The 14,412-nt window shown below is 42.1% G+C and carries 15 protein-coding genes and 3 tRNA genes; 12 read left to right on the top strand and 6 right to left on the bottom strand.

From position 1 onward, the window contains the following. Positions 1-18: 18 nt before the first annotated feature. Complete coding sequence (locus tag LRM49_RS00815; RefSeq protein ID WP_129744481.1) at positions 19-432, top strand: hypothetical protein; 414 nt, start codon at positions 19-21, stop codon at positions 430-432. Between the two features lie 35 nt (positions 433-467). Here the strand turns inward: LRM49_RS00815 and LRM49_RS00820 are convergent. Both LRM49_RS00820 and LRM49_RS00825 read right to left on the bottom strand, forming a co-directional pair. Beyond that, positions 468-544: transfer RNA gene (locus LRM49_RS00820), tRNA-Lys, on the bottom strand. An 85-nt stretch (positions 545-629) separates the two neighbouring features. Continuing rightward, positions 630-706: transfer RNA gene (locus tag LRM49_RS00825), tRNA-His, on the bottom strand. A gap of 76 nt (positions 707-782) precedes the next feature. Between LRM49_RS00825 and LRM49_RS00830 the strand changes: the two genes are divergently transcribed. Then, entirely contained in the window at positions 783-1,595 is an 813-nt protein-coding gene (locus LRM49_RS00830; protein ID WP_243777989.1) for a bifunctional 5,10-methylenetetrahydrofolate dehydrogenase/5,10-methenyltetrahydrofolate cyclohydrolase, read from the top strand. Here the strand turns inward: LRM49_RS00830 and LRM49_RS00835 are convergent. Continuing rightward, positions 1,592-1,963 (bottom strand): response regulator, encoded by a 372-nt coding sequence (locus LRM49_RS00835; RefSeq protein ID WP_243777990.1) that lies wholly within the window; start codon positions 1,961-1,963, stop codon positions 1,592-1,594. The two genes, LRM49_RS00830 and LRM49_RS00835, sit on opposite strands and share 4 nt — an antisense overlap. A gap of 40 nt (positions 1,964-2,003) precedes the next feature. On the opposite strand from LRM49_RS00835, the gene LRM49_RS00840 reads away from it, so the two are divergent. Next, positions 2,004-3,353, top strand: coding sequence for a class I SAM-dependent methyltransferase (locus LRM49_RS00840; RefSeq protein ID WP_243777991.1), 1,350 nt, complete (start codon positions 2,004-2,006; stop codon positions 3,351-3,353). 26 nt (positions 3,354-3,379) lie between these two features. Then, positions 3,380-5,539 (top strand): sensor histidine kinase, encoded by a 2,160-nt coding sequence (locus tag LRM49_RS00845; RefSeq protein WP_243777992.1) that lies wholly within the window; start codon positions 3,380-3,382, stop codon positions 5,537-5,539. Here the strand turns inward: LRM49_RS00845 and LRM49_RS00850 are convergent. Beyond that, positions 5,536-5,751, bottom strand: coding sequence for a hypothetical protein (locus tag LRM49_RS00850; RefSeq protein WP_129637400.1), 216 nt, complete (start codon positions 5,749-5,751; stop codon positions 5,536-5,538). The two genes, LRM49_RS00845 and LRM49_RS00850, sit on opposite strands and share 4 nt — an antisense overlap. 91 nt (positions 5,752-5,842) lie before the next feature. On the opposite strand from LRM49_RS00850, the gene LRM49_RS00855 reads away from it, so the two are divergent. Together LRM49_RS00855 and LRM49_RS00860 are read left to right on the top strand one after the other, a co-directional pair. Then, positions 5,843-5,917 (top strand) — tRNA-Glu (locus tag LRM49_RS00855). Between the two features lie 110 nt (positions 5,918-6,027). Continuing rightward, positions 6,028-6,840 carry a hypothetical protein gene (locus LRM49_RS00860; protein ID WP_243777993.1) on the top strand — a complete coding sequence of 271 codons (813 nt, stop codon included), beginning with the start codon at positions 6,028-6,030 and terminating at the stop codon, positions 6,838-6,840. A gap of 35 nt (positions 6,841-6,875) precedes the next feature. Here the strand turns inward: LRM49_RS00860 and LRM49_RS03900 are convergent, their stop codons facing one another. Both LRM49_RS03900 and LRM49_RS00865 read right to left on the bottom strand, forming a co-directional pair. Continuing rightward, positions 6,876-7,025 (bottom strand): recombinase family protein, encoded by a 150-nt coding sequence (locus LRM49_RS03900; protein WP_129744933.1) that lies wholly within the window; start codon positions 7,023-7,025, stop codon positions 6,876-6,878. Positions 7,026-7,142: 117 nt separating this feature from the next. Further along, positions 7,143-7,445 carry a hypothetical protein gene (locus LRM49_RS00865; RefSeq protein WP_243777994.1) on the bottom strand — a complete coding sequence of 101 codons (303 nt, stop codon included), beginning with the start codon at positions 7,443-7,445 and terminating at the stop codon, positions 7,143-7,145. Positions 7,446-7,548: 103 nt separating this feature from the next. Between LRM49_RS00865 and LRM49_RS00870 the strand changes: the two genes are divergently transcribed. The 6 genes from LRM49_RS00870 to tpiA all read left to right on the top strand — a co-directional run bounded on the left by LRM49_RS00870 (position 7,549) and on the right by tpiA (position 14,403). Continuing rightward, entirely contained in the window at positions 7,549-8,286 is a 738-nt protein-coding gene (locus LRM49_RS00870; protein ID WP_243777995.1) for an ABC transporter ATP-binding protein, read from the top strand. Continuing rightward, complete coding sequence (locus LRM49_RS00875; RefSeq protein ID WP_243777996.1) at positions 8,279-10,234, top strand: ABC transporter permease; 1,956 nt, start codon at positions 8,279-8,281, stop codon at positions 10,232-10,234. Before LRM49_RS00870 ends, LRM49_RS00875 begins: the two co-directional genes overlap by 8 nt. 119 nt (positions 10,235-10,353) lie before the next feature. Next, positions 10,354-10,719, top strand: coding sequence for a hypothetical protein (locus LRM49_RS00880; RefSeq protein WP_129744929.1), 366 nt, complete (start codon positions 10,354-10,356; stop codon positions 10,717-10,719). 229 nt (positions 10,720-10,948) lie between these two features. Continuing rightward, positions 10,949-12,370 (top strand): pyruvate kinase, encoded by a 1,422-nt coding sequence (pyk, locus tag LRM49_RS00885; protein ID WP_232736064.1) that lies wholly within the window; start codon positions 10,949-10,951, stop codon positions 12,368-12,370. 11 nt (positions 12,371-12,381) lie between these two features. Beyond that, positions 12,382-13,620 (top strand): phosphoglycerate kinase, encoded by a 1,239-nt coding sequence (locus LRM49_RS00890; RefSeq protein ID WP_243777997.1) that lies wholly within the window; start codon positions 12,382-12,384, stop codon positions 13,618-13,620. 24 nt (positions 13,621-13,644) lie between these two features. Then, entirely contained in the window at positions 13,645-14,403 is a 759-nt protein-coding gene (gene tpiA / locus LRM49_RS00895; RefSeq protein WP_243777998.1) for a triose-phosphate isomerase, read from the top strand. The last annotated feature ends 9 nt before the right edge of the window (positions 14,404-14,412 follow it).

Consider the following 14,412-nt stretch of genomic DNA (forward strand, 5'->3'; position numbering starts at 1 on the left):
ATAACTAATGGGGGATATATGGATGCGAACAAAAAGCCGCAAATGACGCGGGAAATGATGGAAAGGCTATATGGCCGTATGAATACGTTGAGCGACAACAGCTCTAGAGCGTATGGGGATACGGGCAGAATGCTAACCGCTAATCGTAGCGTGAATTCGGAGCGCCGATATATTAAGGGATATGGATCTTCGATATCTGCCAATAATTCTGACAATCGAAGACGATTTGGTACGGAAATAGGCATAGCGCCTCGGTCGAGAGTCGCTAACGATAATCCTGATGGTGCTGGTTTATCTGGCGGGAATCGACGAGTCAATGGTCTACAAAATAACAACGTTCCGTCAGACGTGAACAATTCTCGTCAATCGTTTAATGCTAATCGAACTACTTTTCGTGAGCCGCCTTCTCGCGGATATAATCCATTTGGATAAATAAAAAATCCTCACTTCAATGTGAGGTTATTTTTTGGAGGGCCAGGAGGGGCTCGAACCCTCGACACCCTGCTTAAGAGGCAGGTGCTCTAACCAGCTGAGCTACTGGCCCATGGTTTCATTATACAACAATTAATAAAAATGTCTACCGTTTTATTGAAAATAATTTATCGGTGTGAATAAATTGTCGTAAAACTTGGGGCGAATGATGGGGTTCGAACCCACGGCCTCCGGAGCCACAATCCAGCGCTCTAACCAGCTGAGCTACATCCGCCATGAACCAAGTCTCTCAAATTATAGCACACACTATATCTGTACTCAAGATGGTAAAATTGCTATACTTAATGACAATGAGAGAACTAAATGGCTCAGAATTAGCTGGATTTATCAAGGAGCGCCAGGCGAAACAGGTGCGAGCTTTAAGGCAGGCTTGGCATATTAATCCTCGTTTGGCAATTGTTACTGATGTCGAAAATCCAGTTATTGAAACGTACATGCGTTTGAAACAGAGATATGGCGCTGATATTTTGATTGACGTGGAGATTCATCGAGTCCCTGCGGGCGGTGCTTTGGAGGTGATTCAAGAATTGAACAATCGAGACGACGTTCAAGGAATAATTCTGCAATTGCCGATTAGTAATTCTGAGCAGACTGAGGAATTACTCGAGAGTATTCGAGAAGATAAAGACGTTGATGGTCTGCGCAAGAGGGCGATTTTTCAAGCGGCCACACCAACGGCTATTAGCTGGCTGCTGGCTGGATATGGTGTTGACTTGAAGGGAAAAAAAGTCGCAATTGTCGGGCGAGGCCGTTTGGTTGGTGCGCCTCTTGAGAAGATGTGGCTAAAGTCTGGTGTCGATGTGACGGTTTTTGAAAAAGGTGACAATTTATCTCAATTGATAAATTACGATATTATCGTGTCAGCAACTGGAGTCCCGGGACTGATTAAAAGCCAAATGATTAAACCTAAGGCAGTTGTTATTGATGCGGGAACTGCTTCGGAAAATGGAAAAATTGTTGGCGACGTGTCCGAAGAAGCGCGTCAGCGTAATGATGTAATTATTACACCAAAAAAGGGTGGCGTTGGTCCATTAACGGTTTCTGCGCTGTTTGATAATGTAATTACGGCTTGTCTAAAAATTGCGAATCAATCAAAAAATTAAGCGGCTTTTATGGCAGTCTTGACCTGTTCGACAACTTGGCGTGGCGTGAGATTCGCTTTTACGATATAGCCATGAATTCCTAATTTCTTCAAATCGTGCGGAGCTTCTTCTTCGCCGAGGTTGGTAAGGACGATAACGGGAATTGTTTTTCCCCAATCTTTAGACCTAATTCGCTTCAAAGCCTCCGCGCCGTCCATTTCTGGCATTTGTAAATCTAGTAAAATAATGTCTGGTTGGAACTTCTCGACTACTTCTATGCCAATTTGTCCGTTGGCGGCCAAGCGAACGTCAAATCCGTCCGATTCGAACTTCATTCGGTACATTTGGCTGATAGTTGGGTCGTCTTCAATGATAGCGATTTTTATCATGCTCTAAGTATATCATATAAACTATGTTATAATTTTTGGCATGGAAAACTTTAGGAACGAACGGTGTATTGCAGAAGCGGGTGATTTTCTTAATGGAGTTGATCATGAAGCTAATGAAAAATTAAATAAGGAAATTGCGGATCTTAGGGGTGAGGGATGCAGGGTTAAAATTGGAGAAAAGACCGATCCTGCATACAATAATCCAGATAAAATTCGGAGCGTATACAATTATCTGGAACAAGGCGATGTAAAGTTAAAAGAGGTTCGTAAAGATATTATCCATATAAATTTGGCGGCAGTAGCACTTGCGAGTGTCCTGGAAAAGATTCCTTTTGTAAGAGAAAATAAATGGAGTAATATTGTAGATGCTTATCTGGAGATTTTTCGCGACAAGTTATTGTATGGCAAGGATCAAACTGATTCGCAGCCGTGGCATAATCAGCGAGGTTCCGCACTGACATTTTTGACAATTTCTGAAGCTAAGGGCTTAAGCGTTTTTGGTAAAAATGACAAAATATTGTCAAAAGGTGAATATTCGAGCATGAGTGGTCCGCTGGATGAGTCGGTATTTGATGAGAAGATTAATGGCTTGCTGCTGACAGAAGTTATAATTCAAGATAAAATCAACAACGGCGTAGATAAAGCGACAGCTATTGAAGAAGTAGAGAAGAGAATTAGTGAAGTCAGAGAGTTTATCCAGGCGCCGGTGACGGAGAAGTTTTCTAATGTCATTCGGCATTGCGCGGATTCGCTTGGTATCCGTGAGCGAGTGGAAACAGTGAACGGCTTGTCGATTGATCATTTGAAGAAAGTGGCAGAAAAAGAGAATCGTTCAATTGACGATATGTTGGTGATGAGTTTTGGCTGCGGAACGGGACTGGCGACTTTGAAGATGCTGAAAAAACTTAAGGACGAAACGGGTGAGGCACCCACGGTTATCCTGCTAGATCAAGATCCGTTGTCTCTAGCGGCAGCGCAAAGCTTGGCTAAGAAATGGAATTTGGAAGATAAGATTGAAGTTCATTGCGAGCGATTATTCAGCAAGCTTGGCAAGCCTTTGAGTTTGGAGGGAGTTTTGGGCAATCGTAAGCTGGATATTGCGGAAGATTCTGGCTTGCGAGAATATTTGCCGGATGGCGTTTATAAGCAATTGACACGAGAATCATTGAAATTTTTACGAACCGGTGGACTAATGATCACTGGCAATATGAACGTAAATCGCCCACAAAAAGAATTTTTGCATGGACTAATGGGGTGGGTTCCAAAAGTTAGGATGCGTTCAATTAAAGAAGGCTTTAAATTGCTCCAAAAATCTGGCATACCAAAAGAATCTATTGAAGCTACAGTTACTGCGAGCGGCGTTTACACAGTTTTTGCGATTGAAACGTAGAATAAAATGCTATAATAAGCATTAGTATGATGGTACGAGCGTTAGTACTAGGATTGGTTGCGTTGATGGCGCTAATTTTGGGTGTGCTTGTACTTAAAAAGTCAAAGCGACGCCACGATGCGAAGCATTGGTTTTTTCTGGTTTGTCTATGTTTGGCCGTGTGGTCAGCTGGGCTTGAGGTGTTTTCTCTGGCGGACAATGGAGTAGTATTAGACACTGCGTCCAGATGGTTTTATGTAGCTTCGGCTGTTTTTTGTCCTGCGTTGGCTATTTTCACTACAAAGTCGTTCCTTCCATCGACAAAATCGACAAAGAGTTTTATTTGCGCATCTAGTATACTAATAACGATTTTTTCGCTATATATTATTTTGGTGCCTGAATTTATTATTAATACATCAGAAATCGTCACGCCAGTAGATTTTTCTCGAATTCCGATTCATGCAGTTAACTATGTTATTTTTGCAACTTTTTTCTCGGTATTCTTCTTAATTTCTATGTGTTTTGGGCATATAGCGTGGCGCAAGTCAGATCCTGTTCGACGCAAGCAAGTCGCGATTTACATGATTGGTCTGTTGATATGTAGCATTCCTGGCTTTGTAGTGGATCTGTTTCTTCCGGCGCTTGGTGATTATCGATATATATGGATTGGTCCAATTGCTACGATTATTTTCTTATTCGCAATTATGTATAGCATTGTCAGATACCGATTGATGGACGTAAAAATGGCGGTGGCTCGCAGCGTTTCGTATATGTTGCTATTAATTGCGCTGGCTGTCGTCTATGTGATTTCCGCATATGTTATTTCAATTCTGGTTTTTCAGCGTAGCCTGACGGTTGATAGCCACGTAAATCTTATGAATATGATTTTGGCTATGGTTTTGGCTGTCGTATATCAACCGGTGAAGAAAATATTTGATAAATTTACTGATAGGGTTTTTTATTACGGAGAATATGATGCCGATACATTTACGCGTGAGATTAGTAAAATATTAACCTATACGGCGGATCTGCAATTGCTAACTCGACGTGTTGGCAATTATATAGCGACTTCTCTTAAGGCAGAAAAAGTGGCGTTTTGTATTCCAGAAAAAGGAATATATGGTCGAGCGGGTCGGCGACGAATATCTGTTGTCGAGGAAGACGTTCATAGGATTATGGATTACTATTATAAGAATTGTAGTTTTCCGGAAGTTATTTTGGCAAATCAAGTAAAAGATCCAGAACTGAAGAAACTTTTGGACATTCATCGCACGAAAATTGTTATGCCACTGCTGCATCAAAATCAAGAAACGGGAATTCTATTTCTGGGCGAGCATAAAAGTTTGGGCTATAGTTCTCGTGATATTGAAATGCTGGAGTCGATTGCTGGGGAACTGGCGGTGTCGATTCGAAATTCTTTGTCTCTGGAGGAGATAAATGAGTTGAACAAGAGTTTACAGCGTAAAATTGACGAGGCGACGAAAGAGTTGAGGTTCAGCAATCGGCAGCTTCAGCGACTGGACGAGGCGAAGAATGAGTTTATTTCTATGGCTTCACATCAATTAAGAACGCCGTTGACTAGTATTAAGGGTTATCTGGATATGATGCTAGAGGGCGATCTGGGGAAGATTACGCCGACGCAGCGTGCGGTTCTTAGAGAAGCGTTTTCTTCGAGTGAGCGTATGGTGAGGTTGATAAATGATTTTCTTAATGTTTCTAGGCTTCAGACTGGCAAATTTAATATCGATAAGCAGAAGATAGATATTGCTCAAATTCTTCGGGATGAAGTTGCTTTGCTTAAGGTTGTGGCTGATCAGAGGTCTGTCGAAATGGACCTAAAGATTGATAGAAAAGTTCCATTGATTACGGCTGACTCTGAGAAGATTCGTCAAGTTATGCTGAATATGATTGACAATGCCATTTACTATTCAAATCCACATAAAAAGGTAATAATTTCTCTGAAAAATAGTAATGGCGCGATTGAGTTTACAGTGAAAGATTCGGGAATTGGCGTACCGAAATCAGAGCAAGCAAATTTGTTTGGCAAATTCTTCCGCGGCGCAAATGCCAGAAAAAAGCGACCAGACGGCACTGGCGTTGGCTTATTTTTGGCGAGGAAAGTTATTTTATCGCACGACGGCGAAATGATCTTTGAATCAGAAGAAGGAAAAGGCAGTACTTTTGGGTTTAAATTGCCAGCTCGCTAACGGAATAAGCTTAATATTCCAGAAATAACAATGATTAAGGCAACTACAACGAGTACCGCCATACCAATGGTGCGAATGAGCTTTTTTCGATCGAAAAACCATTGAGATAATTTGGAGCGATTCGTCGCTGTAATCCTTGTTACTTTTGGTCGCTGAGGTGCCGCGTCCATTCCAGAATATTTTTTATTGCGCTTTTTCTTCTGCTTTGTCATGGAAATATTATACATTAATAGATAACGGTGGAGAAGTGGCTGATTTGCTATAGACAATTCGACAATAATTTGTTATGATATCTGAAGTCGTGGCCTTATCGTCTAACGGTTAGGACACCAGGTTTTCATCCTGGCAATCCGGGTTCGATTCCCGGTAAGGTCACCATGTAACAGACAAAAGGCCTCACTGGTCTTTTTTATTTGTTTTTAATCTTGCAAGGAGCCTATGCTTACTATAAAATGATGCTAAGATAGTAGTAGCAGGGTAGGGATCTAATGATAAAGAGTAGCGCGATAAAAACAAAACACGCAAACGTTAGAAAGGTCCAGGACGGTAAAAGATCGCCTAAAAACACTCCTGTGCAAAAAGTACACTCTAAACTAAAATCCACCCGAAAGCGTATATCAAAATTCTGGATTATAGCTGGAGTTGCTATATTAATAGCTGTTATCTACCTGCTCATCAATGGCGGTGCCTTGGTAGAGCAACATAAAATGGCGCAATACCTTAAGGAAAAGTATGGGAAAGAGTTTATAGTAGAAAATTATCGCATTGAGGGTGGCGGTATTGGAGTTGAGGGCGATCCGTATGTGGATGCTTATCCGGTTGATGATAGTAGTCTGAGGTTTGAAGTGTGGAATAGAGCTGACTATAGAAAAGGCGAGAGTGCTTACTCTGATACCTATCCAGATCGTATTTGGGAAAGAGAGTCTAGGAATGATATAGCTAACCTAGTTAGCAAGCAGTTTGGCGGTAGAGTTAGACTCAAATCAATAAGAATAAACAGCAATATAGAGGTTGGCAGAGCTATTACGAAAAACATACCCTCCTATAAAGATGCATTTAATAAATTTGGCAGAAATATATATATGACAATATCTTTAGAGAATGACGTTAATTTTGATGATTTGTCAGAGCGTATATATAGAGTGACTTCTGAAATAAGAAAGCAAATGGGCGTAATGCTGGCTATAGACTATCATGATTCACTACATGAGCTATGGCTGGAGGATCAGGACATTAGCAGTATGGAATCTTCGAGTGACGTAGATAAATATATAAAGAGGAGGTGGAGTGAACATAACTAATGAGCAGTATTTGGCCTTAAGCGCGCAGATCGGCCTTATCTTGTTGGCTTGCCGCGCCGTTCCAAAACCGTTTGCACTCGGTCAAATAACTGTTTTGAGATAATGCCTTTGTGCTTGCCCTCGTGTATTTCGCTTAAGTAGCGAAAGTGCCCATAGTAAAACGGATTTGCCAGCGTGTGCGCCACGGGTGTGCGGCACGGCTAAAATCATTTGGCTTTTGTCTCAAAACAGGTTCGAGATTGGGCGTAAAATCGCACCATAAAGAATATTTGGAATAGCTCGCTTATTGTGGCGAGCTTTTTTCATTGTCGCTTCGTAGTTTCTTTGGCGGCAGACTCATCGTCAGTCTGAGACATCATTTCAGAATAGGCTTCAAGTATATCGCTCTCCTTATATTTCGGTTTATGTGAGCGCTCGATTGCGTACCAGATTGTTACGGGTATCAGCAGGACAGTGTTTATGCAATATATCGTAATTGCAGCCTCTATGGACCCAACGATATTTACAAATGCTCCCGTATAGAATAAAAAGAAAATAATTACAGTGGTTGATCCGAAAATAAAGAACAAAATTTTTGAGATAATGTATTTATCTATTTCTGGCATAATATTTATATTCTAGCATTAAGAAAATGGGTAGGCTAGTTTATGTGGTTATGTTGACCGTACGGATAGCTATCGGCTATAATAATGCTAATGGTAATTTTATATGGAATGTAATAATACGGGTATTCTAGTTGCGCAGGCTGATAAGATTGATAACCTTGATTCCAGACCGATCGCTATCAGGGCTACGAATGTAATCAAGAAGTATAAAGTTGGCAAGCAAATAATTAGAGCTATCGATGATGTTTCAGTAGACATTCACGAAGGTGAATTTGTGGCTCTTGTTGGTCCAAGCGGCAGTGGTAAAAGCACTTTACTGCATTTACTTGGTGGACTGGATAAGCCTACGTCTGGTGAGATTGTTGTAGGAGGGAAAAACGTTTCCAGTATGAATGACCGTCAACTGTCTAAGTTTCGCAACCAGACAATTGGATTTGTTTTCCAGTCGTTTTATCTGCAGCCTTTTTTGACGTTGCGCCGTAATATTGAAGTCGCTTCAATGCCTCAGCGCATGAGGCGGGCGGAGCGCAAGCTACGTATTGAATCATTAGCTCGACAAGTTGGTCTGTATGATCGACTAAATCACCACCCTCATGAACTTTCCGGTGGGCAGATTCAGCGCGCTGCTATTGCTAGAGCCTTACTCAATAGGCCGGCTATTATTCTGGCGGATGAACCAACTGGCAATCTGGATTCTGCCAACAGTCGCGATATTATTAGTTTATTCCAGCAAATTCGAGAGCAATATCATGCAACGATTATTATTGCTACGCACGATAATGAAATTGCCACCCAGGCTGATCGTGTCATTGCCCTAAAAGATGGGAGATTGTGTGATTAGGCTAGCCGATATAGTACTGTTGACTTATACAAAATTACGTGCTCGTAAAATACGTACATTTATTACGGTATTGTTGGCGAGTATGTTGTTCGGCGTCCTTATTTCAGCTTCCCTGATTGCTAATGGTCTCTTTCGTGGCATTGATTCGTTTCGTAAAGAGGGGTTGACTAGTCGTTACATCGTAAGTGTCACTAACGCACCATCAAATGTCGATGGGTTTTATAAGACTATTCGTGACCCTAATCTTATTGCCGAGGCGAAAAAACGCTATGAACTACTCGTTTCACAAAAAGCTACCGAGTCAAAGCGACTTAATCTGGGATATTCCTATATCAATGATCGGCCGCCGTATTCACAGTCTGCTGACGGTACTGTGCAGCTATCTATTAATGACCAAAACGGTATTACTGCTCAATTACTAAAAGAGAAATATAGCGCCATGCCGGCTTTTGACGATGCAAAACTCTCTCGTTTAGCTAAGGGATATGGTGCTATTAAATTTTTTACTGAAGAATTTTATAGTGTCAAAAAAGGCTCAGCGCTAGCACCTCTTATTGATGGTAAAGAGTTGTTCTTTGACACTTCAGATGAAGCGGAGGTGAATGCTAATTATGAAAATCCTCCTGTAAATAGCTCAAGTATTGTTATTGCACCACCTGAAATTACAGATAATATTATGCTTCCTAACAATGCTGGCTGGAAGCCTGACGGGTCGAGTTTACCTATAATATTGCCGCAAAATGTTATTGAGCGTTTACTGAAGCTGGAAAAATTACCGGCAAGTGCGAGTGCTGAGGCTAAATTTGAGCGCCTTAAAAATATCCGTGACAATATAACTAACTTGAGTTTTAAAATGTGTTACCGAAATAGCGCCTCGCTGGAGCTGATACAGCGGACCTTGCAGCAAAATAAAGAGATCGCAGCAAATCAAAATAACAAGGACTATAAAAAGCCAAGCCTTTTGTATGGACTACCCAATCCTGCGACATGTGAAAATGCTTCTGTAATAAGCGATAAACGTACAACAGAGGAGAAGAAGCAGGCGGCAAACCAAGAGTTGTTTGATGCAAGATTTGGTAAAGAAACAACTGCTGTAAGCAAGTTTATTACTTTTAAAGTGGTTGGCATGTCTCCTGGCGATAGTGAAGTGCTAAATCCAGAACAGAAACAGCAGCGCGAGAAGGCTCGCACTACTAACGATATGATTTCTGAAGTATTACGCACGGAAGGTGTTGGGCAGGTTATACCGCGCTCACTATACGATAAGCTACCCAATAAAGCCGATTATGCTGATTTATTTACGTATGAGCCACTTTATATTATGGGCAATGAGGATAATAAACATCGTTTTGTTGAGTTTGCAAATGCCAGTGATGCGCAAAAGTTTATAGATGAGCAGGGCTGTACTGTCCAGTATGATAATTCTTGTAAGCCGATTGGTCGTTTATATCAATCTAATTTGGCATTTAGTAATAGCGTTGCTTTGGATGATATGCAGAATATATTTAAGCAGTGGTCGATCTATGCTATGCTGGTAGTTATAGTATTGGCTGCGCTTATTATGTGGATTACTATCAGTCGTACAATTGTGGATGATAGACATGAGACGGCGGTATTTCGTGCTATTGGCTTTAATCGTATTGATATCGTGTCGATATATATACTATATACGATAATTATATCTATATTAGTAGCTATGCTCGCTCTTGCTATCGGCTTTATCGGTGCGTATCTCCTGGATAAGCAATTTGCACCACAGCTTACAGCACAGGCGCAATATAGCTTCGGTTCTATTAATTCAAATAGAGTGATACGACTTATAGCCGTGGATATGCGACAGATAATCTTTATTGTAAGTACGTGTATTCTCACTGGATTGTTTAGTGCTATATTGCCATTAATACGCAACGTGCGTCGCAGTCCAATTCGAGACATACGAGAGTTTTAGTAGCTCTTTTTATAATTTTACCTCAAATACTGGACCTGGTTTATTTTACGTGGTAAGCTATTATTGGCTACGAGACAAATCTCGTTTCGTGGTTACAGGCAGCTACAGAAAGGGTAATCATGCCTATCATCAAGAAGCTGTTCTCAGCTCTCGCAGTGGCTATCCTTGCTACTGTTGGCGCGTTTGTGGCAGCCACTCCAGCTCACGCTGCGAGCGGCTACGTGACGTGCGCCACTAGCAATGTTGTTGGCGTCTGGGTAGATGTCGATGGCGGAACGGATGGCTGGGCATATCGCAGTGGGAGTGGTAACACTAACTACTACTCCTACAACACCCAGGGAAAGCGCTGGCGCGTGAATGTTGGTTGTGGTGGAACGCCACAGAACTGGTCTCAGTCGATTAGCTCTAACTGGAGCAATTTGCAGAACAGGGCAACTATTACGTGCGCCGATGCGGGATACATCAGGACCTGTAGGATCGGGTAGCTCGCGAGAAGACCTGAGCCAAGTCTATAAACTGGCTCTTTTTCCTGTCGAGACACTATGTTGTTGAGCTGCATTTTGCAATGGTGCATGTTAGAGGTCAGCTGTTTTTTTGTTTCTTCTGAATCTGCTATAGTTGATTTTATTAAACGTATTCTCGATATCGAACAAGTATTATAAGGTTCTCCGGCATCATTTTTCATCACTGTTATTTCGTGGTATAATTTTAAAAATGAGTGATAATATATTTAAACGAACAAAAATATTAGCAACAATTGGGCCAGCAACGTTCAGCCAAGAAAAGGTTTACCAATTGTTGGAGGCCGGCGTTAACGGCATCCGTATGAACTTTAGCCACGGCGCTAACGAGGAGCGAATTGAGCAGATCGATTGGGTGCGCACAGCTAGTAAACAGTTGGGCAAGCCTGTCGCAATCCTACAAGATTTGCAAGGTCCGAAGATTCGCTTGGGCGTTTTGAAAGATAACATGCTGAATGTTAAGGTTGGCGATATGTTGGTCTTGGATTCAGAAATTACTGAGCATGACGGCAGCTTCAATTTGCCAGTGCAGTACAATTTGGCGGAGAAGATGAAAGTCGGCGAGCCACTTTACATGTTTGACGGCAAAATCAGGACGGTTGTACGAGAAATTGTTAGCCCAACTGCAATTCGTGTAGAAGTTCAGAACGACGGTTTTTTGATGAGCCGCAAGGGTTTGAATTTGCCAGACACAGATTTTGGCGGTGACATTCTTACTCAGAAAGATATTAACGATTTGGAATGGGGCGCAAGCCAAGATTTTGATTATGTTGCATTGAGTTTTATTCAAAAAGCTGATGACATTATTGATTTGCGTCGTCGATTGACAGACCTGGGCTCGACAGCCAATATTATTGCCAAGATTGAGACTAAGTCTGCCGTTGATCCAGAGAATTTGGAGGAGATCGTTAAGGCTAGTGACGGTATTATGGTTGCTCGCGGTGACTTGGCAGTGGAAGCTGGTGCGGAAATTGTCCCAGTTGTACAACGTCGAATTATTGCCTTGTGTCGTAAATATTGCAAGCTAGTAATCGTTGCAACACAAATGATGGGCAGCATGGTTGATAATCCAGAACCAAGTCGTGCTGAAGTAAGCGACGTTGCAAATGCTGTAATTCAAGGTGCTGACGTAGTTATGTTGTCTGACGAAACTGCCAATGGTAAATATCCTGTTGAAACCGTTCGTGCAATGCGCAAGACTATTATCTACACTCAAGAACACAGTGAAGTAATGTTGGTAGAAAAGGCTGAAATGCGTGAAAAAACTGACGCGATTTTAAGCTACACGGCGGCTCAATTGGCAAGGAGAATTAAGGCTCGAGCTATTATTGCGGAAACACACACTGGTGCTACTGCAATTAACGTTGCCGCATATCGTCCAAACCTGCCAATTGTTTGTGTAACCGAAGAAGTGAAGACTGCGCAAAAATTGGCACTAAGGTACGCTTCTCGTCCATATGTTCGACCAAACGACCCAAATGCAGCAACTAAGTTAGCTGATGAGTTGAAACAAGAAGGCTATTTCGGTGCAGACCCAGTTACGGTTGTGCTTGTTAGCGGTCACAATCCAGAGCCAGGTAAAACTGACAATATCCAAGTCAAGACATTGTCATAAGGAGAATTTGGGTGGGCAGAAAATTTCCGAAGCAAACAATTCGCGATGTTGATCTACGTGGAAAAACTATTCTTCTGCGAGCAGATTATAATGTGCCACTAACAAAGCGTGGTCAGATTTCTGATGATCTAAGAATTCGCGCTTCGCTGCCCACGCTCCGATATTTGCTGGAGCAGAATTGCAAGATTGTTATCATGTCTCATCTGGGGCGACCAAAAGGCAAGGATCTTAAGTTTAGCCTGAAAGTTGTCGCAGATCACCTATCCAAGTTGCTGAGCCGTCCGGTGGAATTGCTGGATGATTGTGTGGGCGAAGCTGTTCATCAAGCCGTTCGCCGCGCGCCACGAGGCAGTATTCTTATGTTGGAGAATTTACGCTTTTATGACGAGGAGGAGGCTGATGATTTAACATTTGCCAAGTCAATTCAGCGCGCTGTCCGAGCTGATTATTTTGTGCAGGACGGATTTGCGGTCGCACACAGGGCGCACGCCAGCACTCATGCGATTACGTTGTGTGTTCCAGGACTAGCGGGATTACTATTAGAAAAAGAATATGTAACTATCACCGAGGCGATGAATAAGCCAAAACGTCCGTTGGTTGCGGTTATTGGTGGTGCGAAAGTTAGTGATAAAATATTACTGATTAAGCGTCTGATTGAAAAGGCGGATCGGATTTTAATTGGCGGCGCTATGTCGAACACGTTTTTGCATTGCCGTGGATTTAATGTCGGCAAGAGTGTGTTTGAACCAGGAATGGAAAAGGTTGTCGCGGAAATTTATGATTTGGCGGCAGCTAAGGCCGGCGTAGAGAATATTGACGATTTTTTGGTATTGCCGATTGACGTGGCGGTTGCGCCAGAGATTTCTAAGGATTTTTCTCGTCAAGAAGTTAATATTGATAAAATAAAGAACTCAGATATGGCGCTGGATATTGGAAGTCAGACAATTGAGAAATTCACGAAAATACTGGCTGACGCGAAGATGGTTATTTGGAATGGTCCGCTGGGCTATGCTGAAATTGATAATTTTGCAATCGGTTCAGCGCGAGTAGCGTTATCTATTGCCCAGAATAAAGGAGTAGTTTCAATAGTTGGCGGCGGAGATACGGCTGATTTTATATTGAAATGGGACGGGCATGACGGCGCCAATTTTACCCATGTTTCCACTGGTGGCGGAGCTAGCATGGCTTTAATGGCTGGTAAAAAATTGCCAGGAATTGAAAGTTTACTAGACGCATACGGTTTGAGGTGATAAACTAAGCATAAGGATTATCTCATGAGAAAAAAGTTAATCATTGGTAACTGGAAAATGAACTTCAATATGCAAGAGGCTAGCTTATATTTGCATAAGCTGATGAACACGCTGCCGTCGCATAGAGATGTTGAAGTGGTGTTGGCGCCTACTATTTTGACGCTGCAGAGTTTGAGTTTACAAATTAATCGTCGAATCGCTAAGCTGGCGGCCCAGAATTGCTATTGGCGAGATTCGGGGGCGTACACGGGAGAAATTCCAGCGGCGCATCTTCGTGGAATTGCTGATTATGTGATAATTGGACATTCGGAGCGTCGCTATATTTTTATTGAAAGCGAAAAAGACATTCGGCTGAAAGTTCAGGCGGCAATTCGAAATCGTATTCATCCGATTCTGTGTGTTGGTGAAACGATTCAAGAGAAGACTCTTGGTGAAACGAAGGACGTTCTGGCTGATCAATTGACTAGTGGTCTGGCTAATGTGACGGCGGACGAGCTGGATGAAGTAGTTGTCGCGTATGAGCCAGTTTGGGCGATCGGTACTGGCGACAGCGCTAAAGCGTCTGATGTAAAAAAAGCTATACAGATGATTCGACGACATATTTCTCATTTATATGGTAAAAAAGCGGCGGAATCAGTTCGAGTTGTTTATGGTGGAAGTATTACGTCAATAAACGCCGCGGATTATTTAGCAATTGATGAACTTGATGGTTTATTGGTTGGGGCAGCCAGTTTGGATGCATATCAATTTAAGGAGATAATCTCGAAAGCACATAAAGGTTAAAAAATAGGG

The sequence above is a fragment of the Candidatus Nanosynbacter sp. HMT-352 genome (genome assembly GCF_022819365.1).
In the GTDB taxonomy this organism is placed as follows: domain Bacteria; phylum Patescibacteriota; class Saccharimonadia; order Saccharimonadales; family Saccharimonadaceae; genus Nanosynbacter.